Source organism: Gramella jeungdoensis (assembly GCF_023805255.1).
In the GTDB taxonomy this organism is placed as follows: domain Bacteria; phylum Bacteroidota; class Bacteroidia; order Flavobacteriales; family Flavobacteriaceae; genus Christiangramia; species Christiangramia jeungdoensis.
This window is the reverse complement of sequence record NZ_JAMSCK010000001.1, coordinates 452121-476857: the sequence shown is the minus strand read 5'-3', so window position 1 is coordinate 476857 and position 24737 is coordinate 452121. Positions and strand designations below refer to the sequence as shown.

Here is a 24737-nt window from a genome sequence, read left to right as displayed (position 1 = left end):
AAAAATGAAACAGTTAATCTTAAGTTTTCTTGTATTCACTTCGGCCCTAAGTATGGCTTTTACAGATCCCGTGGGGAAAATATCAGGAGCGGTCATAGACCAGGAACTCAATGAACCCATCCCCTATGCTACGGTAATAATCAACGATATGGAAGGTAACCTGGTTACAGGGATCACTTCAAGCGAAGATGGCAGCTTTATTATTTCTAACATTAAGGCCGGTGACTATATTTTTAAAGTCCAGTTCATCGGTTACAAGACTTTTTCAAAGGAGGTTCACATAGACAAAAATAATTTCAATGTAGACTTCGGAATTATCAAACTTGAACCCGATGTAGCCATGCTGGATGAAACTGTGGTGGTTGCCGAAAGGACCACCATCGAACAACGTGTAGACCGAAAGGTTATTAATGTTGGGAAGGACCTTATGACCACCGGGGCCAGTGCTTCAGAGATCATGGTGAACATTCCCTCGGTTAATGTAGACCAGGAGGGGAACATTTCCATGCGAGGTAATTCCAATGTGCGCATCCTGGTAGACGGGAAACCCACCAATATGGACCCGGCTCAGTTACTTAAGCAGATCCCTTCCACTTCAATTAAAAGTATCGAATTGATCACCAATCCTTCTGCGAAATACAATCCGGAAGGAATGAGTGGGATCATCAATATCGTATTACATAAAAATGCCAATCAGGGTTTTAATGGAAACCTGAATACAGGCCTTACTCAGGGTGAAAATACCAGGTTCAATGGTTCGCTTGACATGAACTACCGTACCGGAAAATTCAATTTTTTCACAAACCTGGGAACCAATTTCGGAAAGAACGGCTTCGGAGGAAAGATTTATCTCCCGGAACAGAATACCAGGCAGGAATTTGAAGTCATTAACGACAGGGAATCTTACTTATATAAGATAGGTGTAGACTTCTATCTGAACGAAAAAAACACATTCTCGATCTACACTAACCAGAATAATTTTGAAGGTGGACCTAACGGTTACATTGCCGTGATGGACGAAAACGATCCGTCAAGAGATCTAACCCAATTGCTGGATTTAAATTTCGACAACACTAATTCTACTTATAACTTTCTTTACGATCACGATTTTGAAAAGGATGGTCATGATATCCAGTTCGAATTAGACTATAACACCTTTGATGAAGACGAAAATAGCTTTATAAGCTTCAGAGACACCGAACTCGATTTTGATCCTTACCAGGACATGGTAAAAGAATCACGGGATAATATTTCAGCCAATATAGATTATGTGAATCCATTAAGCGATAAATCAAAACTGGAATTGGGTGCAGAGGCCAGATTACTGGATACTGATAACTCATACTCTTCCACCAATCCTGATTTTGAAGATTCAAACTATCAGTACAACCGTGATATCTACAGCTTTTATACAACTTTTGGGCAGAATTTTGAAAAATGGTCCTATCAGCTGGGTGCCCGACTGGAAAACTACAATGTAGACGCCACCTATAATGGTGAAAAGGTATATGAAGATGACTACTTTACTATTTATCCTTCAGGGTTTCTTAGTTATAACCCAAGTGAGAAAAACTCCTACCAGTTTAGTTATAGTCGCAGAGTAGACCGGCCAGGATTTAACCAGGTAAACCCAATAAGAGAAGTTAGCTCCCCGAGACTTACCGTTGCCGGGAATCCTGAACTGGATCCGCAGTTCACTAATTCTTTTGAATTAAACTATACCCGCAACTTTAAGAAAAAAGGTAGCGCCACGGCCGGAGTATTCTTCCGAAGAACCGTAGACCAGATCAATCAGGTATTCAATGCCGTTGAAGGCGAGCCCGGATCGTTACTACTAACCTTCGCCAACTTCGATACCAATGATTCATATGGTGTTGAATTCTCTACCAATTATAAGTTCACCGACTGGTGGAGCACAAACACCGCGCTGGAGCTTTACGGGCAAACCTTAACAGGAGTAGCAGGTTCTGAATTCATTGAGGTTGATAATAAGGCGTTCACTTTCAGAACCAATCATAACTTCAAAGCAACAGAGTCACTAAGCTTTTCATTATTCGGATTTTACCGAAGCAAGAACCGTGATCTTCAGCTCGATATGGATCCAATGTATTTTATGAACCTTGGAGCCAGGTATTCATTCCTGAAAGACAACAAAGCAACATTGAGCCTGAACTTCAACGATGTGTTCAATACTCAGGAATTCAGTGTTTATGACGGAAGACCTTTTAAACAAGAAGGACGATTTAAAGGAGAAACACAAACCGTATATCTCGGATTCTCTTACAGATTCGGAGGAGGAAAAAACAGAGCTTTTAAGCGCAAGAACCGCGACGACAATGAGTCTGGCGGCGGTGGAATATTCTAAAAGATTTGTTTGATAGCCAGTAAAAAGCCCCAAGCTTAAAGCATGGGGCTTTTTCAATATTATTTCAAAAATTAATTATGCTTCTACAGCATACATTTTTTCTCTTTGCGCTTTTATACTCTTATCGTTCATATACTCGTCAAAACTTAAGTAACGATCTATTACTCCGCCCGGAGTAAGTTCGATTACGCGGTTCGCTACGGTTTGAGCAAATTCATGATCGTGAGTTGTGAAAAGAACGGTTCCTTTAAAATTCTTCAGAGAGTTGTTGAAAGCAGTAATAGATTCAAGATCCAGGTGGTTGGTAGGCTCATCAAGCATAAGAACATTAGCCCTTATCATCATCATTCTACTTAGCATACAACGAACTTTTTCACCTCCAGAAAGAACCCTACAGGTTTTCAAAGCTTCCTCTCCACTAAAAAGCATCTTACCAAGGAACCCGCGAATATAAACCTCTTCTCTCTCCTCTTCGGTCTTTGCCCACTGGCGTAACCAGTCAACAAGTGTTAGATCATTATCAAAATAATCAGAGTTATCTGCAGGCAAGTAAGATTGTGAGGTAGTAACACCCCAGGAATATTTGCCATTTACAGGTTCCTGCTTTCCATTTATGATCTCATAAAAAGCGGTGGTCGCTCTGGAATCTTTTGAGAAAACAACAACCTTATCTCCTTTGGCCAGGTTGATATCCACATTTCTGAAAAGGGTTTCCCCTTCTATACTCGCCTCAAGTTTTTCAACATTAAGTATCTGGTCACCCGCTTCACGCTCTCTTTCAAAAATAATAGCAGGATACCTTCTGCTTGAAGGTTTGATCTCATCGATATTCAGCTTCTCGATCATCTTTTTTCTGGAAGTAGCCTGTTTACTTTTAGCCACGTTAGCACTGAATCGCTGAATGAATTCCTGAAGCTCTTTCTTCTTTTCTTCAGCCTTCTTATTCTGCTGTGCTCGCTGTCTTGCTGCAAGCTGTGAAGACTCATACCAGAAAGTATAGTTACCACTGTAGTGATTGATCTTTCCGAAATCTATATCTGAAATATGTGTACATACCGCATCAAGGAAGTGACGGTCGTGAGAAACCACGATCACAGTATTTTCATAATTGGCAAGGAAATTCTCCAGCCAGCCGATAGTTTCATAATCCAGGTCGTTAGTAGGCTCATCCATGATAAGAACGTCAGGATTTCCAAACAATGCCTGGGCAAGAAGCACTCTCACTTTTTGCTTACCATCAAGGTCTTTCATCTGTGTATAGTGAAGCTCCTCCTTGATCCCGAGGTTTGAAAGAAGGGCTGCAGCATTACTTTCGGCATTCCACCCATCCATCTCTTCAAAAGCGGTTTGAAGTTCACCTATACGCTCGGCATTTTCATCAGAATAATCGGCATAAAGTGCATCAATTTCAGTTTTCACCTCAAACATGGGCTTATTACCTCTCATAACGGTTTCCAACACGGGGTAATCATCATATAAATTGTGGTTCTGTTCAAGTACAGACATACGTTTACCGGGTTCAAGATGAACATGACCCGAAGTAGGATCTGATTTCCCTGAAAGGATCTTCAGGAATGTGGATTTACCGGCACCATTTGCGCCAATAATCCCATAGCAATTCCCCTGGGTAAAGGTTGTATTAACCTCATCAAACAAAACACGTTTTCCAAACTGTACAGAAAGGTTTGATACTGAAAGCATAAACTGATCGAATTAATTTTTTGCAAAAGTAGTTATAATCAACATTACTAAGAAAGATTAACGTTTTAAATATTTGATTTAACGCCTGCTTAACATCGCCGACATATGGGAGCCTCTATATTTGTTAAAAATTGGGGCAATTTAGAGGCCCTTAAGGCCCAATATACCGAATGAAGATTCTATTTAGCTTTTTTTTATGCTGTGTACTACTGTTCACGGGTTGCAAAGACAATTCCGTAAATTCCAGCGATATATTTCTTGGTGGGCAGATCAATAATCCGGAAACCGATTATGTGGTACTTTCCAAAGAAAATGAAACCATAGACACCCTGTATCTCGACGAGGAAAACCAATTCGGTAAGGATTATCAGAATCTTGAAAGCGGAATTTACACCTTCAGACATCCTCCCGAAAGCCAGATCATGTACATTGAACCGGGAGACAGCATTATCATCTGGCTTAACACACTTTCTTTTGATGAATCGCTCAACTTTAGCGGAGAAGGAGCCGAAAAGAGTAATTTTCTTCTGGAAATGTTTCTGAAAAACCAGAAGAATAACGATTATGTTATTAGTAATTACAATATAGAGCCAGAGCGATTCGCTAAACTCACCGATTCTATCAGACAACAACGGCTTCAAAAACTCGAAGGTCTTACAGACCGGAATGAATTCTCTGAGGAATTTCTGGAAATTGCCAGGGCTAGTATAAACTATGAATTTTATGACCTCAGGGAGCGCTATGCCTTTTTGGTGAAAAAATATAACAGAGAATTCGCCAGAATAATGCCCGAAGATTTTACAGATTACCGTGAGGATATTGACTTCAGCAATGAAGAGATGCAGGATTATTATGTCTACACTAATCTTATTGACGATTATCTAAGAACAAAATCTATTGAGCATTGTAAGGAAAATCATGAGGATAAAAGAAAATGCTATAACATCAATAGTTTTCAGAATATCCAAAGAAGAATCGTACTTATAGATTCGCTTTCAGATATAGAATCATTAAAGAATGAGTTTATTGACAGGCTGGCTGCCCAGGCGATCACCATGGCAGAAAACGAGGGCCGTATAGATTCTATACTCGACCTACTCAACAAAATTGATTACAGCCATATTGAAAGTGCACGCCATCTGGCCGACATCCAAAAAGATTATTTCGTTGGGAATACCATAAAAGATGTAATGGCTGAAAATACTCAGGGAGAAATAATAAGGTATGGTGATGTAATTAGTAGGCCTACCATTACCTATGCCTGGTCACTCTACAACCCTGCACATCACAGATGGCAGCATAATGTCATTAAAAATCTAAAGAAAAAATATCCGGAACTGGACTTTCTTGGAGTCAATATAGATCTCGGAGAAAGAGAAGAATGGCTTAGAACTTTGGAAACTTATGGTTATGATAAGGATGATGAGTACCAGATTGCCAGGCGAAAAGCAAGCAAAGAAACATATAAGAAATATTTAAACAAAGTTCTTTTTGTTTCCCCTGACGGTACAATCGTACGTGGAGATGTACAACTGGGAAGTCCCGAATTTGAAGAAGATATTCTTGAGTTTTTAAACAAATAAAAAAGGGCTGTGAAAAACAGCCCTTTTTTATTATTTATAATATCATTTTACTGATTTCCTTTCCTATAATCAGCAAGGAATTTTTCCAGTCCGATATCGGTTAAAGGGTGCTTAAGCAAACCTTCAATCGATGAAAGAGGCCCTGTCATTACATCAGCACCTATCTTAGCACATTCAAGAACATGCATTGTATGCCTAACCGAGGCAGCAAGAATTTCAGTTTCAAAACCGTAATTGTCATATATCAATCTTATATCGGCTATAAGATCAAGACCGTTGGTAGAAATATCATCCAATCTTCCTATAAAAGGAGAAACGTATGTAGCTCCGGCCTTTGCGGCAAGGATCGCCTGTCCTGCTGAAAACACAAGAGTACAGTTGGTTTTGATTCCTTTATCACTAAAATACTTTAAAGCCTTCACCCCGTCTTTGATCATCGGTACTTTAACCACGATCTGGTCATGCAATTCAGCTAGCTCCTCTCCTTCTCTAATTATCCCATCAAAATCTGTAGCGATAACCTCGGCACTCACGTCCCCATCTACCAGGTCACAGATCTTTTTATAATGCTTGAATATATTATCTTTTCCTGTAATTCCCTCCTTGGCCATCAACGAAGGGTTTGTAGTTACCCCATCCAGTACACCAAGATCCTGGGCTTCTTTTATCTGGTCAAGATTGGCGGTATCAATAAAAAATTTCATAGTTGTGTGTTAATTAAAATTTATACTAACAAGATTATGCGAATCTATTTTTTTTCTGGTCCCTAAAATTACAATTTATAATGCTTCATCAGCATTTTCTCATAAAGTTTATCTGGTAATAAGGCTTTTAGCTTAACCGACATCTTCTGAAGTCTCTCCCCCACTTTATAGTGAACATTAGGCTCTGGCGTATTTATGATCTCATAAATTTTCTTCGCAATCGATTCCGGATCTTTTCCAGCATCTACATGCTCATCCATTAGTTTCAGGGTATTTCCATAAACTTCCTCATAAGGGGAGCCTTTTATTACAGGAGCATGATATCTTCCAGAAGCGATATTTGTTGCGAAATCTCCCGGAGCTACATTGGTCATTTTTATACCAAACTGTTTCAGTTCCATTCTGTAGGCTTCAGCTGTGATCTCTAAAGCACCTTTGGTCGCTGAATAGATTCCGCGGTAAGGCAGCCCCATATAACCAGCAATTGAAGTAATATTTATGATTAAACCCGATTTTTGTCTACGCATCACGGGAAGTACAGTCTTGATCATATGAAGAGGCCCAAAATAATTGGTTTCAAAAACCCTCTTCATCTCCTCTTCTGGAATCTCCTCAACAGGTCCGGTAATTCCCATTCCTGCATTATTCATAAGGATGTCTATACGGCCTTCTTTCTCATAAACTTCATAAACAGCCTCCTCCACGCTTTGTTTATCGGTAACATCAAGCTTGACAAAACTGAAATTATAAGGGGAAGAATCCTGGGGTTTCCTGCTGGTTCCATAAACCTTAAAACCTTTATCGCTTAAATAGGTTGCGGTAGACCTTCCAATACCGGAAGAAGCGCCGGTGATGAGCACCACTTTTTCTGAAGATTCCTCTTTTTTCATATCGCACAAAGATGCAATAATTTTAGGAATTTGTAGAAACAAAAAATGGCAAGCGACCCACATCACACCGCTACGACCGCCTACCCTTGCTGCGTTCCCGCCCTGGGGGATTCAGCAGGAGCTGGTTGTGTGGGACTTGCCGGTGCAAATATACAATCTTTGTAACTTTTGGCAAGCTTTTTTTAATGTGAATTGGTTAATTTAGCTCAGCATTTAAGCCTGTTTAACGATGAATAAATTTAACTTACTGTTAGTCTTTGTATTAAGTTTTTTGATTTTTTCCTGCGGAAGCAATAATGGCAAAAAAAAATCGGATTTTTCAATACAGATCCCAAATAATAAGTCTGAATTCAGTATAAATGAAGAGCTCCAGGCTTCTGTTGTGAACAGCAAAAACAGAAGTATAGATTCCGTCTCCTTCTATTTTGGCGACCAGTATTTAAAAAGTTCTAAGGACGGAACCAATCTTCAGTTAGATCTTAAGGATGTCCTTTTAGGAAATCAAACCCTAAAAGCCATTGTTTATAGTGAAGATAAAACTGACACGCTTACCAAAAACATTAAGGTTCTTAACAGTGAGCCACCTGTAGTTTATACGTATCAAATTATTAATTCCTACCCTCATGATATGACTTCCTATACTCAGGGACTTGAATTTCATGATGGTATTTTATATGAAAGTGCCGGCCAATATGGAAAATCCAAACTGCGAAAACTGGAACTTGAATCTGGAGAAGTACTTCAAGAAATAGAACTTGATGATCAATATTTTGCAGAGGGACTAACCATACTCGATAATAAGATCTATCAGCTCACCTGGCAGGAAGGTGAAGGTTTAATATATGACCTGGAAAGTTTCGAAAAGACCGGAAGTTTTGGATATAATCAAAGTAAAGAAGGATGGGGCCTATGTAACAATGGTCAAAAGATCTTTAAAAGTGATGGAACCGAAAAGATCTGGATCCTCGATCCTGAAACACTTGCCGAAAAAAGTTTTATCCAGCCAACTCATCATAAATCCATTTCTACCAAACTTAATGAACTGGAATGGGTGAATGGGAAGATCTACGCGAACACCTATCAAAAGGATGGTGTTGCGATCATAAATCCTGAAAATGGAGCGATAGAAGGCATTATCAATTTTAGCGGACTTAGAGACAAGGTTACACAGCATGATAAACTGGATGTCCTCAATGGTATTGCCTACAATTCAGAAACCGACAAACTTTATGTAACCGGCAAGAACTGGGACAAAATCTTCGAAGTGAAAATCGTCAAAAAGTAATGGAATTAAATCCTGAGATCTACGAGAAAAAGCTTGTTGTAGAAAAAAATCATCTTGACAGGCAAAAGCACGTGAACAATGTGCAGTATGTGCAGTGGGTCCAGGATGTTGCCGAAGAACACTGGGAAAAGAGAGCACCTCTTGAAGATCAGAAAAAATATATCTGGATAGTCGTGAGACATGAGGTTAATTATAAAAGAGAGGCTTTTTTAGGTGACAATATCTCTTTGCAGACCTATGTTGGAAAGAGCACGCATGTAACTTCAATAAGACATGTAATCATCAAGAATGCTGATACAGGCAAATTACTTGCTGAAGCAAAGACCACCTGGTGTCTTCTGGACAAAGTCACTAAACGTCCTGCCAAAATCTCCGATGATTTAAAAAGTATTTTTCAGCGATAAGTCACCTTACAGTTTAATCCAAACCCTATACCCTTATTTACTTCAAAAATACAACATACTGATTTTCAGTATATTTTATTAAATTAGAGTAAATCAAATTCATAATTTAAACCAACCAGCCTGAAAATTTCGGGTAAAACCATTATTATGAAAAATTACTCGGTTTCAATCCTATTATTATTTATTTCTTTTTTAGTTCAACTCCCCTCCTATTCACAGGAAAAATCCCTACGACTTCCGGTAATAGACATGCACTTACATGCCATCCCAGTAGATATGAATGGACCTCCTCCGGTTGCTATCTGCGCGCCCCCAATAGAAATGCCTGTTTGGGATCAGAGAAAATCCTGGGGAGAAACTTTCATAGGAGGAGCAAAACAACCCAACTGTGACAATGCTATATGGAGTCCGGAAACAAATGAAGAACTAATCAACCAGACGCTCAGTGCATTAAAGGAACATAATATATATGGCATCACCAGTGGCCCTTTCCTTGAAAGCTACTTAAGCAGTGACCGGATAATCCCTTCACTTTTTTTTGAGATCAAGGACGGCATCACTCCGGAAACAGTGAGAGATGAATTATCTTCCGGAAAATACAGAGTTCTGGGTGAAGTCATTATTCAGTACAAGGGAATCTCTCCCAGTGACCCGGAATTTGAGCCCTATGCGGCAATTGCCGAAGAACTGGATATTCCGGTAGGGATTCACATGGGACCTGGCCCACCGGGAGCAGGCTATCTTCCACCCTTTGCAGGTTACAGGGCAAAACTTGACAGCCCACTGCTCATTGAAGATCTCTTAATCAAACATCCCAACCTTCGTGTTTACATCATGCACGCCGGATGGCCGTTAATAGATGACATGATAGCCCTGTTATACAGCTACCCGCAGGTTTATGTTGGGATTGGGGTAATCAATTACGCAATTCCACGTAAAGAGTTTCATTATTACCTAAAACGCATTGTGGATGCTGGATTCGGAAAAAGAGTGATGTTCGGTTCAGATCAGATGGTTTGGCCAGATGCAATTGGCCGGGGGATAGAGTCAATAGAAAATGCTGATTTTTTAACTGAAGAACAAAAAAGAGATATTCTATATAATAATGCCGCCAGATTTCTTCGCCTAAGCGAGGAGGAAAAGAAGACACATTTTGAAGGAACTATAGAACATGTAGATGATTAAAATAAAAAAAGCCATTCTCTCGAATGGCTTTTTTTATTTTTCACAAATCCTGATTACGCCTTGAAAAGTGGCAAGCCATGCATCATGGAATTCACCTCTTTTCTTACCGCTTCAATTTCAGAATCATTATCAATATTAGTAATTACGCGATCTATCAACTCCACGATCTTCGCCATATCTTTCTCTTCAAGACCACGGGTGGTAACGGCCGGAGTTCCAATTCTTATTCCTGAAGTCACAAATGGCGACTTATCATCAAACGGAACCATGTTCTTATTAACGGTAATATCGGCTTTTCCAAGAGCTTCTTCTGCATCCTTTCCGCTTACATCCTTATTTCTAAGATCTATAAGCATCATATGGTTATCGGTTCCTCCGGATATTACTCCATAGCCTTTACTTACAAATGCTTCGGCCATTTTCTCGGCATTCTTCTTCACTCTTACCATGTAATGAAGGAAATCATCGGTCAGTGCTTCACCAAAGGCTACCGCCTTAGCAGCGATAATATGCTCCAAAGGCCCACCCTGGTTACCAGGGAAAATTCCTGAATTAAGCATAGCTGACATTTTCTTCAATTTTCCATTCTTAAGTTTCTCACCAAATGGATTATCAAAATCTTTACCCATAATAATAATCCCTCCACGTGGACCTCTCAGGGTCTTATGCGTTGTTGAGGTCACAATATGACAGTGAGGAACAGGATCGCTTATCAATCCCTTGGCAATTAGTCCAGCCGGATGTGCAATATCAGCGAATAAAATAGCACCAACGCTATCGGCTATTTCTCTGAATCTTTTATAATCGATCTCCCTTGAATAGGCCGAAGCTCCGGCGATGATCATTTTAGGCTTTTCCTTCTCCGCAATTTTCGCCACTTCATCATAATCTATTCTTCCGGTTTCCTTATCAACACCATAAAATACCGGTTGATAAAGTTTACCTGAAAAGTTCACAGGGGAACCATGAGTTAAATGTCCACCATGGGCAAGGTCAAAACCAAGGAATTTATCTCCCGGTTTCATACAAGAGGCATACACGGCCGTATTGGCCTGGGAACCGGAATGAGGCTGCACGTTGGCATACTCGGCATTGAATAATTCCTTCAGGCGGTCTATCGCAAGCTGCTCAACCTGGTCTACCACCTCACATCCACCATAGTATCTTTTCCCGGGGTATCCTTCAGCATATTTATTTGTAAGAACAGATCCTGCTGCTTCCAGCACTGCATCACTTACAAAATTTTCACTTGCAATAAGTTCCAAACCGTTTAACTGTCGCTCTTTTTCTTTTGCTATTAAATCAAATAGTTGGGTGTCTCGTTGCATCACAATTTTTTACGTTAAATATTCGGTAAAAGTAACAAATACATTCGGTTAATTACAGGAAAATAATATATTTGAATCACTAGATTTTAACAAAAAACCAACACTTTTTATGTCAATTAGTGCTAACGATCCAAAAAGAAAAACCTGGCTGGATATCCCTAAGGATACCGATTTTCCTATTCAGAATATCCCCTTCGGGGTATTTCTTACCCGAGACGATGTGATTACCATCGGGACCAGAATAGGAGATTATGCGATAGACCTTGGAGCCTTACACCAACTCGGTTATTTTCAAGGGATCCCTTTAACTGACGATATTTTCTTACAGGATACTTTAAATGATTTTATTTCTGATGGCAAAAAGACCTGGCGCCTGGTAAGGAACAGGATCGCCGAGATCTTTGATGCCAACAATACCAAATTAAAGGACAATCAGGACCATCGAAATACAGTACTTTTCACTCTTGATGAGATCGAGATGCAAATGCCGGTACAGGTGGGAGACTATACCGATTTCTATTCATCCAAAGAGCATGCGACCAATATTGGAACTATGTTCAGGGATCCTGATAATGCCTTGTTACCAAACTGGCTTCATATTCCTGTGGGATACCACGGTAGAAGCTCTTCTATAATTCCGTCCGGAATTCCGGTTCACCGACCACAAGGTCAAACAAAACCGGCAGATTCTGACACCCCTGTTTTTGGGCCTTCCCAAAGAGTTGATTTTGAGCTGGAAATGGCCTTTATAACCACAGACGCTAATCATCTTGGGGAGCCAATCCCGGTAGATGAAGCTGAAGATTATATATTTGGTATGGTCCTGTTCAATGACTGGAGTGCCCGCGATATTCAAAAATGGGAATATGTACCTTTAGGCCCATTCCTGGCTAAGAACTTTGCTTCTTCCATCTCTCCATGGATAGTAACCATGGATGCTTTAGAACCATTTAGAACGGCAAGTCCGAAACCAGAAAAAGAATTACTTCCTTATTTAAAATATTCAGGAGATAAGAGTTTTGATATTAATCTGGAGGTATTCCTTCAGCCTGAAGGAGGTGAAGAAAACTCACTTTCAAAATCAAACTTCAAATATCTATACTGGAACATGAGTCAGCAACTGGCTCACCACACCGTGAATGGTTGCCCGGTAAATTCTGGGGACATGATGGCTTCCGGAACGATCTCTGGCTCTTCCGAAGACTCTTTTGGCTCAATGCTCGAACTCACCTGGGGCGGCAGCAAGCCTATTAAGTTAAAAGATGGATCTGAACGTAAGTTCATTGAGGATAATGATACGGTGATCATGAGAGGATTTTGCCAGAACGGAAATTCCAGGATTGGTTTTGGAGAGGTAAGATCAAAACTCCTTCCTGTCTATAAACCAAAAAAGAAATAAACTGTTCCAAACTATAAAAAGCCCCTTAGAGCAAGGGGCTTTTTAATTATTTCAAATTCTTATTTATATTCTTACAACGCTAATTGTGCTTTTCTTTTTCTGAGGAATTATTCTTTTTATTCTTCTCTTTTTGTTCCATATCCATAAATTCTCTCTTTTGTCTTTTAGGATCAGAATTTTGGATATCCTTTTTTAATTCTTCTTTCTCTTTATCATTCAACTTCATAATTACTGCATTTTTATTTCGAACAAAAATTAAAAAAGATCGGGTAAAAAATTAAGGCTCTTAATAGAGTTTAACAGCAGTCCTTAAAAAGTTGATAAACCGGTATTAATTTACCAACTCCTTTAATTTGTTAGCAGAAATTCCCTGATGAGAAGAATGATGCACCACTTCCCTGTTCTTTAATACTATCAATTGCGGACTTTCATGTCTTACGTTAAACCGCTCAGCGATCTCATTAGAGATTTCCCTGTAGTTGATCAGATCCAGGAAATAAAGATCTATAGGTTCATTTTCCTCAAGCTCATAATCAGATTCAAACATTCTTAGAACCATCCGGCTTACACCACATCTTGTTGAATGCTTCAGAATGGCCACCGTCTTTTCCTCAGAGCTTTCCTCGATCTTATCCAGCTGCTCCATCGTATTTAGGTCGATCCAGGGCGTTTTAGATTCTTGCTTTTTTGTTTCCTTCTTATCTGAAGTAAATAATTTATTCAATATTCCCATAACATGCTTTTGTGCAAAAGTAATTCTAAGTAACTTTAATAGAGAAAATAAGAAATAAATTTTTAAAACACCCTAGTATAACTGCCGTTTTGTCTTTATTTTTTCATCAATACATGTCATTTTGACGCTTATTTTTAATGGTACATCTATTGACATATGAATCTCAAAAAATAAGAAGAGATGAACTTTAATAATTTTACCATAAAATCCCAGGAGGCCATTCAGCAGGCTCAGCAGCTTGCCCAGGAAATGGGCCATCAGCAAATTGAGAACGAACATATTTTCAAAGCCATAATGATGGTAGACGAAAATGTGACTCCCTTTTTGCTGAAAAAACTGAACATTAACGTTAATCTGTTTACACAGATACTCGATAAAAGTCTCGAAAGTTTTCCCAAAGTAAGCGGAGGCGATATTATGCTTTCCCGCGAGGCAGGAAAAATGGTGAACGAAGCTTCTTCCATTGCTAAAAAAATGAATGATGAATATGTCTCTATAGAACATCTTGTTCTTGCCATATTCAAATCTTCCAGCAAGGTCGCCCAGATGCTCAAGGATCAGGGAGCAACCGAAAAAGGCCTTAAAGCAGCCATTGAAGAACTACGGCAGGGAGACCGTGTAACTTCACAGAGCCAGGAAGACACCTATAATTCACTTGAAAAATATTCCAGGAACCTGAACAGGCTTGCCGAAGAAGGCAAGCTGGATCCGGTTATTGGACGGGATGAAGAAATTAGAAGAATACTTCAGATCCTTTCCCGCAGAACCAAAAACAACCCGATGCTGGTAGGTGAACCGGGTACAGGTAAAACCGCAATTGCCGAAGGCCTGGCGCATCGTATAGTTGATGGTGATGTTCCTGAAAACCTTAAGGATAAGCGCATCTATTCTCTTGATATGGGTGCTCTAATCGCGGGAGCTAAATATAAAGGTGAATTCGAAGAAAGACTTAAAGCGGTGATCAAGGAAGTTACTTCCAGTGACGGAAATATTGTCCTTTTCATTGATGAGATCCACACACTTGTGGGTGCCGGAGGTGGCCAGGGTGCCATGGATGCAGCCAACATTTTAAAACCTGCCCTTGCCCGCGGTGAACTAAGAGCAATAGGAGCCACCACTCTCGATGAATACCAGAAATACTTTGAAAAGGATAAAGCCCTGGAACGTAGATTTCAAAAGGTAAACGTAGAGGAACCGGATACCGAAAGTGCGATTTCCATCCTTCGTGGGATCAAGGAGAAATATGAAACCCACCATAAGGTAAGGATTAAGGATGAGGCAATTATCGCTGCTGTAGAATTATCTCAGCGATATATAACCAACCGTTTCCTACCAGATAAGGCTATCGACCTTATGGATGAAGCCGCGTCTAAACTAAGAATGGAGATCAACTCCAAACCTGAAGAACTGGATGTTCTGGACAGGAAAATCATGCAGCTGGAAATTGAGATCGAGGCCATTAAAAGAGAAAAAGATGAAGCTAAGCTCAAATCACTTAGAGCAGACCTTGCAAATCTAAAAGAAGAACGTAACGATCTTCATGCAAGATGGATGAGCGAGAAAGAGATCGTGGATAATATTCAGAACCTGAAATCCGAAATTGAGGATTACAAACTGGAAGCTGAAAGAGCCGAACGAGAGGGCGACTACGGAAAAGTAGCTGAAATCCGGTACGGAAAAATTAAGGAAGCTCAGGAAAGACTGGAAAAACTTCAGCAGAAAGTAACCGAAAACCAGAATGAAAAATCGCTGATTCAGGAAGAGGTTACCAATGAAGATATTGCGGAAGTGGTAGCGAAATGGACGGGAATTCCTGTTACCAAAATGCTTCAAAGTGAGCGTGAAAAACTGCTTAAACTGGAAGATGATATTCATAAACGTGTGGTCGGCCAGGATGAAGCAATTGTTGCCGTAAGTGACGCTATTCGTAGAAGCCGTGCCGGACTTCAGGATCAGAACAGGCCTGTTGGATCATTCCTGTTCCTAGGTACTACCGGAGTTGGTAAGACGGAATTAGCAAAGGCCCTGGCAGAGTATCTTTTCGATGACGAATCGGCCATGACGCGTATCGATATGAGTGAATACCAGGAAAGGCATTCGGTAAGCCGACTTGTAGGAGCACCTCCGGGATATGTGGGTTATGACGAAGGAGGACAGTTAACCGAAGCAGTCAGGAGGAAACCATATTCTGTAGTCTTGCTGGATGAGATTGAAAAAGCGCATCCCGATACATTTAATATTCTTTTACAGGTACTGGACGAAGGTAGACTTACAGATAATAAGGGACGTCTTGCCGATTTCAAGAACACCATCATTATTATGACCTCCAATATGGGAAGCCATATCATTCAGGAGAAATTTGAGAATATCAAGGATCTGGATACAGCCATGGAAGCCGCTAAGACAGAAGTTCTCGGCTTGCTAAAACAAAGTGTAAGACCGGAATTCCTGAACAGGATAGATGATATTGTAATGTTTAGTCCGTTGACTCAGAAAGATATCAGGCAGATTGTAGGACTTCAACTAAAAGGAGTTAAGAAAATGCTTAGTAAACAGAATATCGTTTTGGATGCCACGGAAGAAGCTATCAGCTATCTTGGAGAGAAAGGTTTTGATCCTCAGTATGGTGCCAGACCCGTAAAAAGGGTTGTACAAAGAGAGGTATTGAATAAACTTTCCAAAGAAATTCTTGCAGGTAAGATAAGTACAGACAGTATAATTTTGCTTGATGAATTTGATGGACAACTGGTCTTTAGGAATCAGGAAGAACTCGCCGGAAAGGACGACGAAAAGTAATAACCAATAAAAAAGGCGGTAGAGTGATCTACCGCCTTTTTCATTCTCTAATTCATCAATCATCACCATCTATCTATTTCTGCTTTTAATTCTTCTTTGGATCTTCCGGTTTTCTCCTGCAAACGACCAAGCATTTCGTCAAATTTGCCTTCTGAAAAGGTCACATCATCATCGGTTAGTCTTCCATACTTCTGCTTAAACTCTCCTCTGATCTGTTTCCATTTTCCTTCTAACTGATCCTCATTCATAATATATTGGTTTTAGGTGTTAATAGTTTAAAGATATTTATTAAACATTTTTTACCCTCCTAATAAACTCACATTTTTATCTTAAACATTTGTTATTTTTGACCACCTAAAATCACCCAATGAAGAAATTCCTTCTCCTAAGCCTTAGTTCATTCATTTTAACCAGTTGTGCGGTAAGCAGAAAGATCGAAAACCAGAATATTGAAGTTGCTTTTCTGGACGAATATGTACTGGACAAAAACCTTCAATTTAAAGACACTGAAATAGGTGGAATTTCCGGGATTGATTTCAAAAATGGATATTATTTCCTCGTCAGTGATCAGGCTTCAAATCCAAGGATCTACAAAACGAAGATCGAAATTCAGAACAATTCATTTGATACCATTTATATAGAGGACCTTTTAAAGATCGATAAGACAAAAGAGTTTTCAGAGATCGTACTGGACCTGGAAGCGATTCGGCTAGATTCCCAAAGTAACGAGATACTCGTTACCAGTGAAGGGAGTATTGATGAAAAAAGAGACCCGGGTATTTTTCGTCTTAATGAGAACGGAAAAATACTGGAATCTTTCAGTATTCCGGAGTATTTCCAGGCTAGCGGAGAACAAAAACCAAGGCATAATGGAGTCTTCGAAGGTTTAACCGAAACTTTCGACAAGTCAGGATTTTGGGTAGCGACTGAGCTACCTCTGGAACGAGACGGCGCAAAACCTAAAATATATCCAACAAGGTCCCATATCAGGCTCACCAAATTCGATAAACATACAGGAGAGCCCATTAAACAATACGCCTATAAACTCGATGGTATTTCAAAGCTACCTATCAATTATTTTGCGGTAAATGGAGTAACTGAAATTCTTGAATATGCCCCAGACAGGTTCCTCGTGCTTGAAAGAGCTTTTTCTGCCGGATATGGCTCTCATGGCAATACAGTAAAGATCTTTGATGTCGACGCTTCAAAAGCGACCAATACTCTGAATTTTGAAAACCTTAAAAAAGCAGATTATCAGAAGGTTAAGAAAAGTCTGATCTTCAATTTTAAATCGGTAGAAGATCAGCTGACTGATGAGATCATAGACAATATAGAAGGCATGTGCTTTGGACCGGAATTAAGTAATGGAAAGAAGTCTCTTATCCTGGTGGCAGATAATAATTTTAATACTTATGTAAAACAGCTCAACCAGTTCATTTTGCTGGCGATAGACTTCAAAAAATAGTGGTCTGTAACACTTCAGCAAAAATGACGTCAAACTAAAAATATACAGATCATGGCAAATATCCTAATTCTTTTTACTTCCTTAATTTTAAGTATTGGTAATCCTTCAGCAAAAATGAAAGAAAAGCTACAGGAAAATAAAGTCACTACTTATTATCTTATAAGGCATGCTGAAAAAGACAGGACACAGGCAGGTAACCGTGATCCCCTATTAAATGAGCAAGGCCAGAAAAGGGCTCAGAAATGGGCAGAAGTAATGAAAGATGTAGATTTTGATGCCATTTACAGCACGAATTACAAAAGAACCATAGAAACTGCAAAACCGCTGGCAAAGCTTAAAGAGCTTGAAGTTCTCAATTACGATCCAAGGAATTTATACAATGAGGATTTTAAAAAGGCTACTTCAGGAAAAACCGTGCTTGTGGTGGGTCACAGTAACACCACACCTCATTTTGCAAATGCCATCCTGGGAGAAAAAAGATACCAGGATATCGACGATAAAGAAAATGGAGCTTTATTCATCGTTCAGGTACAACCAGACGGATCGGCTACCTGCCAGGTTCTTTATATCAACTAAAAGATCAGGAACCTAAAGTAACCTCAACATCTTCGGTCTCGATCACAGAAAGAAGCTCCAGTTCCCGTGCTTCAAATAAACTATCCAGCTCTGACAATGGGGTGGAAAGATCTTCATATTTGTAGTTTTGATAATCCACAAACCTGATCCCCTTTATGATACGAGGATTATAAGCTTTTCTAAACCTTATCCCTCCATCATTGGTCTCAAAATTATAGGCCAGGTAATCTACCTTAAAGGTTTGTGTATCTATCCAGTATAGATATTCATCCTCGTGATCGGTTCCACCTCCATTTTGCGAAAAGGTCACCTTTACTTCGTAATATTCCCTTTCTCCTATGCTGTCCTTACCAACAAGCTTTTTATTCGCTGCAGGAGCATTAAGGCCAAAAGGAAGATGAACAAAATAATGAACAGAGTTCACCGAATTTCCAATAGGTGTCTTTAAGGAATCGGGAAGTTGTATAGCAGAATCATTTACATATCGTTCAAGTCCTTCATTATCCAGAATATCACGAATCTCATTTCCGGTAGAGTCGGTCATGATCCTTTCAAGTTGAAACTTTCCTCCTTCACGTTTGCTCCGGTACTTTCTTTTCCTGAAAACAAAATCGATTTCAGCATTATTATAGCGATCCCCCCCGGCATTTTCAATTGCCTTATCCACTATTTCATCTGCCGTAAGGTCTCCACTGTTATCAGCACAGGAGACTAACAGAAATGCAAATAATAATATTATAACATATTTCATAAGAGGCGATTTTAAAGGCGTACAAATATAATTATTTGCTCAGAAATTACACAGGCCTAATTTTAAAATCGCTTTAGTATGAAATTAGCTTAAAGCTTGTATTTTTGTGCTATATGAAGAATTCTATCAACATTAAAAACCGTAAGGCAAAGTTCAATTATGAATTCCTGGACAAGTACGTTGCCGGAATTAAACTGGCAGGGACCGAGATAAAGGCCATACGGGAAGGAAAGGCTAGTATTGCTGAAAGCTTTTGTGAATTCAATAATCATGAGCTTTTTGTGATAAATATGCATGTTGAAGAATATTCCCACGCCACACACTTTAACCATGACCCCAAGAGCGAGCGAAAACTTTTGCTACAGCGCAGGGAGCTTAGAAAACTTGAAAAAGAAGTAACGAATTCAGGTTTAACCATTATTCCGCTTAGATTGTTCATCAATGACCGCGGACTTGCGAAACTACAGATAGCCCTTGCCAAGGGTAAAAAGTTATACGATAAAAGGGAAACCATTAAAGACCGGGAAAACAAGCGCCGTTTAGATCGTATCCAAAAGGATTATCGATAATTTACCTTATCTTTTCGTTCATTCTAAACCCCTGATTGAATGCTAAAAAAGCTACTTAGCCTGATTCTCTTTTTTGCGGTTTTCCAGGTGCATTCCCAAATATCTGGCCTGGTAAAGGATGAGAACGGTACTCCCCTTCCCTATGTGAATATTTATACCGAATCGGGATCTACCGGCACCACTACTAACGAAGAAGGAATCTATGAACTGAAAATCAACCAGGAAGGCACTTATACCCTGGTCTATCAGTTCCTGGGATATAAAACTCAAAGGAAAAGGGTAGAGTTCATAGGCTCTCCTCTGAAAATTGATATTAGCCTTATCCCTGAAAGTACTACACTGGATGAAGTGAGTGTAAATAGTGGTGAAAATCCAGCCAACAGGATCATAAGGAATGTAATTGAGAACCGGCAGGCTAATTCCGAAAAACTTGAATCTTTTACTGCCGATTTCTACTCTCGCGGTCTCTGGCGTATTAAAAATGCTCCCGAAAAGATACTTGGCCAGGACGTGGGGGACCTTGGAGGCGGACTGGACTCTACCAGAAGTGGGATTGTTTATCTTAGTGAAACAATCTCGAAGATCGCTTATCAAAAACCGGATGACTTTAAAGAAAAAATTATCGCCTCAAAAGTAAGTGGAGATGATAATGGTTTTAGCCTGAATTCGGCTCAGGAAGCTTATTTTTCTTTTTACGAAAACACCCTGGATATTAACAGCGAGATCATCTCCCCTATTGCCGATTATGCCTTTAACTACTACCGCTATAATCTGGAAGGCAGTTTTTTTGACGATAAGGGCAAAATGATCAACAAGATTATGGTAACCCCAAAAAGAGAGAACGACCGGGTGTTTTCTGGTTATATCTATATAGTTGAAGACCTCTGGCAGATCTATGGCATTGAGCTTACCACTACTGGCCAGGCCGTTCAGGTCCCCCCGATAGAAGAATTAATATTTAAGCAGAATTATAAATATTCTGAAGAAAACGATCGCTATATCCAGATCTCCCAAAGCGTTGATTTCAGTTTTAAGATATTTGGCTTTGGTGGCGACGGAAGATTCACGGCGGTGTACAGTAATTACAATTTCAATCCTAATTTTGACAGAGGCACATTTGGCCCTGAGATCCTGAGTTTTGCCAGCGAGGCCAACAAAAAGGATTCTTTATACTGGGAAGAAGTAAGACCAGTACCGCTTACTACGGAAGAGATTAGGGATTATATTAGAAAAGATAGTATTCAGCAGGTTAGAAACACTAAAAAATACCAGGATTCGGTAGATGCCGCAAACAATAAATTTGAGTTGACAGATATCCTGTTTGGATATACTTACCGAAATTCATGGAAAGACCGAAGCTTTAGCATCAGTGCACCCATCACAGGGGTAGCATTTAATACGGTGCAGGGATGGAATATCGACCTGGATGTTGACTACACTCAACGAACCGGTGACGACCAGGAGAATTACTGGAAGTTCTACTCCAACCTCAACTATGGTTTTAGTGAAGAACGTTTCAGGTTAAGTGGAGGTTTCGAAAAGAAATTCAACAATTTCACACGGCCATATCTTAGGATAGAAGGTGGGATCGCAGCAGAACAAATAAATAACCGGGAACCTATTTCTACGATCCTAAATGATATTACCACCATTTTCTTTGAAAGGAACTATCTGAAGTTATACGAAAAAAGCTATGCTTCTATTGGTTACGGACAGGAGGTGCTTAACGGCCTGCGTTTATTTGGTAAATTTAGCTGGGAAAACAGGCAGGCACTGATAAACCACACCGATCATGTTTTTGTTGAATGGGGCGATAGAACCTACACTTCTAACAATCCATTAGAACCACAGAATTTCGGGAGCCTCCCATTTGAAGAACATTCCCTGGCAAAATTCGGCTTTGTTGCGGATATCACCTTTGGCCAAAAATATATGAGCTATCCAAATGGTCGCTACCGGGTTTATGAATCAAAATTTCCCAATCTTAAATTAGGCCTGGAAAAAGGATTTGGAGGCAGTGATGAAAAATACAATTTCGACCAGTTTAAGGCTGAAATAAGTCAGACCTTAGGACTTGGCAACAAAGGGGAATTCAGGTATCTCATAAATGGTGGGATCTTTTCCAACGCTGAAGATATAAGCCTGGTAGACTACCGGCATTTTGATGCCAACCAAACCAGGATAGGTTTTGGCAGTTATGTAGGAAAGTTCAATTTAATGCCCTATTACAGCTTCAGCACCAATCAGAATTATGCCGAGCTGCATGCCGAACACGACTTCCAGGGCTGGGTTTTGGGAAAACTGCCATTGATCAACAAACTTAATTTCAACCTTATTCTTGGAGCTCACAGGCTTACTTCTGAAGGAAGAAATCCATATTCAGAATATTCAATAGGAATAGACAATCTTGGCTTTGGCAAATACAGGATATTGAGACTTGATTATGTGGTTTCAGAATTTGGCGGAGAACGGGAAGGTGCTTTTATCTTCGGACTCAAATTCTAGAATAAAAAAAGCCGAAATCAAAATTTCGGCTTTTATATTTTTCGTTTTGAGGAGCTCACTATTCCTCTTCCTTCTTAGAGTCTTCTTTTTCTTCTTTCGAAAAATCAGTAAAACCGTTCTTGATCAAGATATTATACCACTGTACGATTTTCTTCATATCGCTGGCATAAACCCTGTCTTCATCATAATCTGGCAGTATCTCAGAGAAGAAATCTTCAAGCTCTTTCTTGGAAGATTTATGACTTATAGTCTCCTCTCCATTCTCCTTCTCCTTAATTTTTTCAAAAACTTCGCCCAGAGGAATCTCTTCGGTATAGGTATATATAGCAATTTCACTCAGGATACTCACATTGTGACGCATATTCACCGCGATCTTCTTTCCGTCAAGTAAAGATTTAGCAATAAACCCACCTCTTGTTTGTGCAGTAAGCTCATATAAACCGGGTTTTCCCGAAATAGCCAGAATTTTATCTAATCCCATAGTATTTTTTTATTTAGATTGGCAAATATCATTTCCCTGAATTAATTATCAAAACCCTTAACGAGCTTTTTTTGCCAGAGGAAAACGCATTTTATAATCTACCTGGACTTTGCCTTTAGAAATATTTGCCAGCTTGCTTTTTATAAGTCTCTTTTTCAGGCTTGAAAGTTTATCGGTGAAGAGAATACCTTCAATATGGTCATATTCATGCTGAATTACCCTTGCTGCCAGTCCTGAATATTTTTCGGTGTGCTTTTCGAAATTTTCATCATAATACTCTATGGTGATATCAGGCTGACGGAATACATCTTCCCTGATCTCCGGGATACTCAGGCAACCTTCACTAAATGCCCATTCTTCACCTTCTTCTTCAATGATCTGAGGATTGATGAAAACCTTTCGCATATTTTTTAACTCTTCCTGTTCTTTTTCATCCATCTCTTCATCTTCAGCAAAAGGTGCGGGATCTATAAGAAACAACCTGATTGGTAATCCAACCTGAGGGGCAGCCAGTCCGACACCATAAGCATTGTACATTGTATCCCACATATTGTCTATCAATTCCTCAAGTTTGGGATAATCCTTATCTATCTCTTTTGCCTTTTTCTTCAGCACCGGATCTCCATATGCTACAATTGGTAAAATCATTTTATATCAGTTTTCAGCTTAAAGCATTAAGCTTAAAGCTTTTTATTACTCGTAAAGCCAGGTTTGCAATATTATTGTTGCACTAATCTCATCAACCAGGGCTTTATCTCTTCTTTTTTTCTTTTTTAGACCGCTATCGATCATACTCTGAACGGCCATTTTACTTGTAAAACGCTCATCCACCCTTTCCACAGGCATACCAGGAAATTTTTCAGAAAACTTCTTTAAAAATTCCTGGATATATGATTCACTCCGGGAAGGTGAATCGTCCATTCTCTTTGGTTCACCGACCAAAACACGTTCCACTTTTTCATTTTTAAAATAATCTTCCAGGAAACTTATAAGCTCAGGGGTTTGAACAGTAGTAAGCCCCGATGCGATCATTTTGAGCTCATCGGTAACGGCGATTCCCGTTCTCTTTGTTCCGTAATCCAGTGCTAGAATCCTGGCCATTTCAAAAATTTACGCAAAGGTAAGGTTTATATCGGTTTGTCCATAAATATTGTCTTATAGCTGTTATATTTGAAAAAAAATTGAAAATGGACCAATTACAAGCGAAAATTGAAAATGCCTGGGAGAACAGGGACTTATTAAAAGATTCAGAAACCACCGATGCTATCAGAAAAGTGATCGACCTTCTTGATAAAGGTGAATTGCGCGTCGCTGAACCAACTGCGGATGGCTGGCAGGTGAACGAATGGGTTAAGAAAGCGGTAGTACTTTATTTCCCCATTCAGAAAATGGAAACGCTGGAAGCCGGAATTTTTGAGTATCATGATAAGATCCCTTTAAAGAAAGGATATAAGGAGAAAGGAATTCGTGTAGTGCCAAATGCCGTTGCGCGACATGGTGCTTATATCTCTTCTGGCGTGATCATGATGCCGAGTTATGTAAATATTGGTGCCTATGTTAACGAAGGTACCATGGTAGATACCTGGGCAACCGTGGGAAGCTGCGCGCAGATCGGTAAAAATGTACATTTAAGTGGAGGTGTTGGAATTGGCGGCGTACTTGAACCTCTACAGGCGGCACCTGTAATCATTGAAGACAATGCGTTTCTGGGATCCAGAAGTATCGTGGTTGAAGGAATCAGGGTAGAAAAAGAAGCTGTCTTGGGAGCAAATGTAGTGCTTACCGCATCTACCAAGATCATTGATGTGACAGGTGATGAACCTAAAGAATTTAAGGGTTATGTCCCATCGCGATCGGTGGTTATCCCAGGAAGCTATACCAAAAAATTCCCTGCAGGAGAATTTCAGGTTCCCTGTGCCCTGATCATAGGTAAACGTAAGGAAAGCACTAACAAGAAGACATCATTGAACGATGCGCTACGCGAATATAATGTAGCTGTTTAAAAACGAGATCGGTC

23 protein-coding genes and 1 other RNA gene are annotated in these 24737 nt (G+C 39.7%); 12 read left to right on the top strand and 12 right to left on the bottom strand.

Annotated features, from left to right (window positions below):
* Positions 1-4: 4 nt before the first annotated feature.
* Positions 5-2365 carry a TonB-dependent receptor gene (locus tag NE848_RS02315; RefSeq protein ID WP_252110594.1) on the top strand — a complete coding sequence of 787 codons (2361 nt, stop codon included), beginning with the start codon at positions 5-7 and terminating at the stop codon, positions 2363-2365.
* Positions 2366-2440: 75 nt separating this feature from the next.
* Here NE848_RS02315 and NE848_RS02310 read toward each other — a convergent pair whose 3' ends face one another.
* The gene (locus NE848_RS02310; protein ID WP_252110593.1) at positions 2441-4066 is read right to left on the bottom strand and encodes an ABC-F family ATP-binding cassette domain-containing protein; all 1626 of its coding nucleotides are present in this window, start codon (positions 4064-4066) and stop codon (positions 2441-2443) included.
* Positions 4067-4236: 170 nt separating this feature from the next.
* On the opposite strand from NE848_RS02310, the gene NE848_RS02305 reads away from it, so the two are divergent.
* A complete protein-coding gene (locus NE848_RS02305; protein ID WP_252110592.1) occupies positions 4237-5649 on the top strand; it encodes a TlpA family protein disulfide reductase in 1413 nt (470 codons plus the stop codon).
* Between the two features lie 47 nt (positions 5650-5696).
* Here NE848_RS02305 and fsa read toward each other — a convergent pair whose 3' ends face one another.
* The 3 genes from fsa to ffs all read right to left on the bottom strand — a co-directional run bounded on the left by fsa (position 5697) and on the right by ffs (position 7385).
* The gene (gene fsa / locus NE848_RS02300; protein ID WP_252110591.1) at positions 5697-6353 is read right to left on the bottom strand and encodes a fructose-6-phosphate aldolase; all 657 of its coding nucleotides are present in this window, start codon (positions 6351-6353) and stop codon (positions 5697-5699) included.
* 68 nt (positions 6354-6421) lie between these two features.
* Entirely contained in the window at positions 6422-7243 is an 822-nt protein-coding gene (locus tag NE848_RS02295) for an SDR family oxidoreductase (protein ID WP_252110590.1), read from the bottom strand.
* Between the two features lie 43 nt (positions 7244-7286).
* An RNA gene (gene ffs, locus NE848_RS02290) (signal recognition particle sRNA small type) lies at positions 7287-7385 on the bottom strand.
* Between the two features lie 87 nt (positions 7386-7472).
* Between ffs and NE848_RS02285 the strand changes: the two genes are divergently transcribed.
* The 3 genes from NE848_RS02285 (at position 7473) to NE848_RS02275 (ending at position 10117) form a co-directional block, all read left to right on the top strand.
* The gene (locus NE848_RS02285; protein ID WP_252110589.1) at positions 7473-8528 is read left to right on the top strand and encodes a glutaminyl-peptide cyclotransferase; all 1056 of its coding nucleotides are present in this window, start codon (positions 7473-7475) and stop codon (positions 8526-8528) included.
* Entirely contained in the window at positions 8528-8932 is a 405-nt protein-coding gene (locus NE848_RS02280; RefSeq protein ID WP_252110588.1) for an acyl-CoA thioesterase, read from the top strand. Before NE848_RS02285 ends, NE848_RS02280 begins: the two co-directional genes overlap by 1 nt.
* Positions 8933-9079: 147 nt before the next feature.
* Positions 9080-10117, top strand: coding sequence for an amidohydrolase family protein (locus tag NE848_RS02275; protein WP_252110587.1), 1038 nt, complete (start codon positions 9080-9082; stop codon positions 10115-10117).
* A gap of 53 nt (positions 10118-10170) precedes the next feature.
* Here the strand turns inward: NE848_RS02275 and glyA are convergent, their stop codons facing one another.
* A complete protein-coding gene (gene glyA, locus NE848_RS02270; RefSeq protein ID WP_252110586.1) occupies positions 10171-11445 on the bottom strand; it encodes a serine hydroxymethyltransferase in 1275 nt (424 codons plus the stop codon).
* A 109-nt stretch (positions 11446-11554) separates the two neighbouring features.
* Between glyA and fahA the strand changes: the two genes are divergently transcribed.
* Positions 11555-12844 (top strand): fumarylacetoacetase, encoded by a 1290-nt coding sequence (gene fahA / locus NE848_RS02265; RefSeq protein WP_252110585.1) that lies wholly within the window; start codon positions 11555-11557, stop codon positions 12842-12844.
* Between the two features lie 79 nt (positions 12845-12923).
* On the opposite strand, the gene NE848_RS02260 is transcribed toward fahA, so the two are convergent.
* Together NE848_RS02260 and ytxJ are read right to left on the bottom strand one after the other, a co-directional pair.
* On the bottom strand, positions 12924-13070 hold the full coding sequence (locus NE848_RS02260; protein WP_252110584.1) for a hypothetical protein: 147 nt from the start codon (positions 13068-13070) through the stop codon (positions 12924-12926).
* Between the two features lie 105 nt (positions 13071-13175).
* Positions 13176-13577: a bacillithiol system redox-active protein YtxJ gene (gene ytxJ, locus NE848_RS02255; RefSeq protein ID WP_252110583.1), complete on the bottom strand. Its 402-nt coding sequence runs from the start codon at positions 13575-13577 to the stop codon at positions 13176-13178.
* 180 nt (positions 13578-13757) lie between these two features.
* Here ytxJ and clpB point away from each other — a divergent pair, with 180 nt between their 5' ends.
* Positions 13758-16373: an ATP-dependent chaperone ClpB gene (clpB, locus tag NE848_RS02250; RefSeq protein WP_252110582.1), complete on the top strand. Its 2616-nt coding sequence runs from the start codon at positions 13758-13760 to the stop codon at positions 16371-16373.
* 62 nt (positions 16374-16435) lie between these two features.
* Here clpB and NE848_RS02245 read toward each other — a convergent pair whose 3' ends face one another.
* Positions 16436-16621 carry a CsbD family protein gene (locus NE848_RS02245; RefSeq protein WP_252110581.1) on the bottom strand — a complete coding sequence of 62 codons (186 nt, stop codon included), beginning with the start codon at positions 16619-16621 and terminating at the stop codon, positions 16436-16438.
* A 119-nt stretch (positions 16622-16740) separates the two neighbouring features.
* Between NE848_RS02245 and NE848_RS02240 the strand changes: the two genes are divergently transcribed.
* Both NE848_RS02240 and NE848_RS02235 read left to right on the top strand, forming a co-directional pair.
* A complete protein-coding gene (locus NE848_RS02240) occupies positions 16741-17838 on the top strand; it encodes an esterase-like activity of phytase family protein (protein WP_252110580.1) in 1098 nt (365 codons plus the stop codon).
* 51 nt (positions 17839-17889) lie between these two features.
* Complete coding sequence (locus NE848_RS02235) at positions 17890-18414, top strand: phosphoglycerate mutase family protein (protein WP_252110579.1); 525 nt, start codon at positions 17890-17892, stop codon at positions 18412-18414.
* 4 nt (positions 18415-18418) lie between these two features.
* On the opposite strand, the gene NE848_RS02230 is transcribed toward NE848_RS02235, so the two are convergent.
* Entirely contained in the window at positions 18419-19165 is a 747-nt protein-coding gene (locus NE848_RS02230; protein ID WP_252110578.1) for a DUF6503 family protein, read from the bottom strand.
* A gap of 113 nt (positions 19166-19278) precedes the next feature.
* On the opposite strand from NE848_RS02230, the gene smpB reads away from it, so the two are divergent.
* Together smpB and NE848_RS02220 are read left to right on the top strand one after the other, a co-directional pair.
* Entirely contained in the window at positions 19279-19734 is a 456-nt protein-coding gene (smpB, locus tag NE848_RS02225) for an SsrA-binding protein SmpB (RefSeq protein ID WP_252110577.1), read from the top strand.
* A 39-nt stretch (positions 19735-19773) separates the two neighbouring features.
* Positions 19774-22239 carry a DUF5686 and carboxypeptidase regulatory-like domain-containing protein gene (locus NE848_RS02220; protein ID WP_252110576.1) on the top strand — a complete coding sequence of 822 codons (2466 nt, stop codon included), beginning with the start codon at positions 19774-19776 and terminating at the stop codon, positions 22237-22239.
* 58 nt (positions 22240-22297) lie between these two features.
* Here NE848_RS02220 and NE848_RS02215 read toward each other — a convergent pair whose 3' ends face one another.
* From NE848_RS02215 to ruvX, 3 genes are read right to left on the bottom strand one after another with little or no spacing between them, the layout of a single operon-like run.
* Positions 22298-22720 carry a DUF5606 family protein gene (locus tag NE848_RS02215; protein ID WP_252110575.1) on the bottom strand — a complete coding sequence of 141 codons (423 nt, stop codon included), beginning with the start codon at positions 22718-22720 and terminating at the stop codon, positions 22298-22300.
* A gap of 57 nt (positions 22721-22777) precedes the next feature.
* On the bottom strand, positions 22778-23368 hold the full coding sequence (gene def / locus NE848_RS02210) for a peptide deformylase (protein WP_252110574.1): 591 nt from the start codon (positions 23366-23368) through the stop codon (positions 22778-22780).
* Positions 23369-23413: 45 nt separating this feature from the next.
* Positions 23414-23821, bottom strand: coding sequence for a Holliday junction resolvase RuvX (ruvX, locus tag NE848_RS02205; protein WP_252110573.1), 408 nt, complete (start codon positions 23819-23821; stop codon positions 23414-23416).
* Positions 23822-23907: 86 nt separating this feature from the next.
* On the opposite strand from ruvX, the gene NE848_RS02200 reads away from it, so the two are divergent.
* A complete protein-coding gene (locus NE848_RS02200; RefSeq protein ID WP_252110572.1) occupies positions 23908-24723 on the top strand; it encodes a 2,3,4,5-tetrahydropyridine-2,6-dicarboxylate N-succinyltransferase in 816 nt (271 codons plus the stop codon).
* Positions 24724-24737: the final 14 nt, after the last annotated feature.

Coding starts and splice junctions, on each gene's coding strand:
- NE848_RS02315 (WP_252110594.1), top strand. CDS start 5: ATGAAACAGTTAATCTTAAGTTTTCTTGTATTCACTTCGGCCCTAAGT.
- NE848_RS02310 (WP_252110593.1), bottom strand. CDS start 4,066: ATGCTTTCAGTATCAAACCTTTCTGTACAGTTTGGAAAACGTGTTTTG.
- NE848_RS02305 (WP_252110592.1), top strand. CDS start 4,237: ATGAAGATTCTATTTAGCTTTTTTTTATGCTGTGTACTACTGTTCACG.
- fsa (WP_252110591.1), bottom strand. CDS start 6,353: ATGAAATTTTTTATTGATACCGCCAATCTTGACCAGATAAAAGAAGCC.
- NE848_RS02295 (WP_252110590.1), bottom strand. CDS start 7,243: ATGAAAAAAGAGGAATCTTCAGAAAAAGTGGTGCTCATCACCGGCGCT.
- NE848_RS02285 (WP_252110589.1), top strand. CDS start 7,473: ATGAATAAATTTAACTTACTGTTAGTCTTTGTATTAAGTTTTTTGATT.
- NE848_RS02280 (WP_252110588.1), top strand. CDS start 8,528: ATGGAATTAAATCCTGAGATCTACGAGAAAAAGCTTGTTGTAGAAAAA.
- NE848_RS02275 (WP_252110587.1), top strand. CDS start 9,080: ATGAAAAATTACTCGGTTTCAATCCTATTATTATTTATTTCTTTTTTA.
- glyA (WP_252110586.1), bottom strand. CDS start 11,445: ATGCAACGAGACACCCAACTATTTGATTTAATAGCAAAAGAAAAAGAG.
- fahA (WP_252110585.1), top strand. CDS start 11,555: ATGTCAATTAGTGCTAACGATCCAAAAAGAAAAACCTGGCTGGATATC.
- NE848_RS02260 (WP_252110584.1), bottom strand. CDS start 13,070: ATGAAGTTGAATGATAAAGAGAAAGAAGAATTAAAAAAGGATATCCAA.
- ytxJ (WP_252110583.1), bottom strand. CDS start 13,577: ATGGGAATATTGAATAAATTATTTACTTCAGATAAGAAGGAAACAAAA.
- clpB (WP_252110582.1), top strand. CDS start 13,758: ATGAACTTTAATAATTTTACCATAAAATCCCAGGAGGCCATTCAGCAG.
- NE848_RS02245 (WP_252110581.1), bottom strand. CDS start 16,621: ATGAATGAGGATCAGTTAGAAGGAAAATGGAAACAGATCAGAGGAGAG.
- NE848_RS02240 (WP_252110580.1), top strand. CDS start 16,741: ATGAAGAAATTCCTTCTCCTAAGCCTTAGTTCATTCATTTTAACCAGT.
- NE848_RS02235 (WP_252110579.1), top strand. CDS start 17,890: ATGGCAAATATCCTAATTCTTTTTACTTCCTTAATTTTAAGTATTGGT.
- NE848_RS02230 (WP_252110578.1), bottom strand. CDS start 19,165: ATGAAATATGTTATAATATTATTATTTGCATTTCTGTTAGTCTCCTGT.
- smpB (WP_252110577.1), top strand. CDS start 19,279: ATGAAGAATTCTATCAACATTAAAAACCGTAAGGCAAAGTTCAATTAT.
- NE848_RS02220 (WP_252110576.1), top strand. CDS start 19,774: ATGCTAAAAAAGCTACTTAGCCTGATTCTCTTTTTTGCGGTTTTCCAG.
- NE848_RS02215 (WP_252110575.1), bottom strand. CDS start 22,720: ATGGGATTAGATAAAATTCTGGCTATTTCGGGAAAACCCGGTTTATAT.
- def (WP_252110574.1), bottom strand. CDS start 23,368: ATGATTTTACCAATTGTAGCATATGGAGATCCGGTGCTGAAGAAAAAG.
- ruvX (WP_252110573.1), bottom strand. CDS start 23,821: ATGGCCAGGATTCTAGCACTGGATTACGGAACAAAGAGAACGGGAATC.
- NE848_RS02200 (WP_252110572.1), top strand. CDS start 23,908: ATGGACCAATTACAAGCGAAAATTGAAAATGCCTGGGAGAACAGGGAC.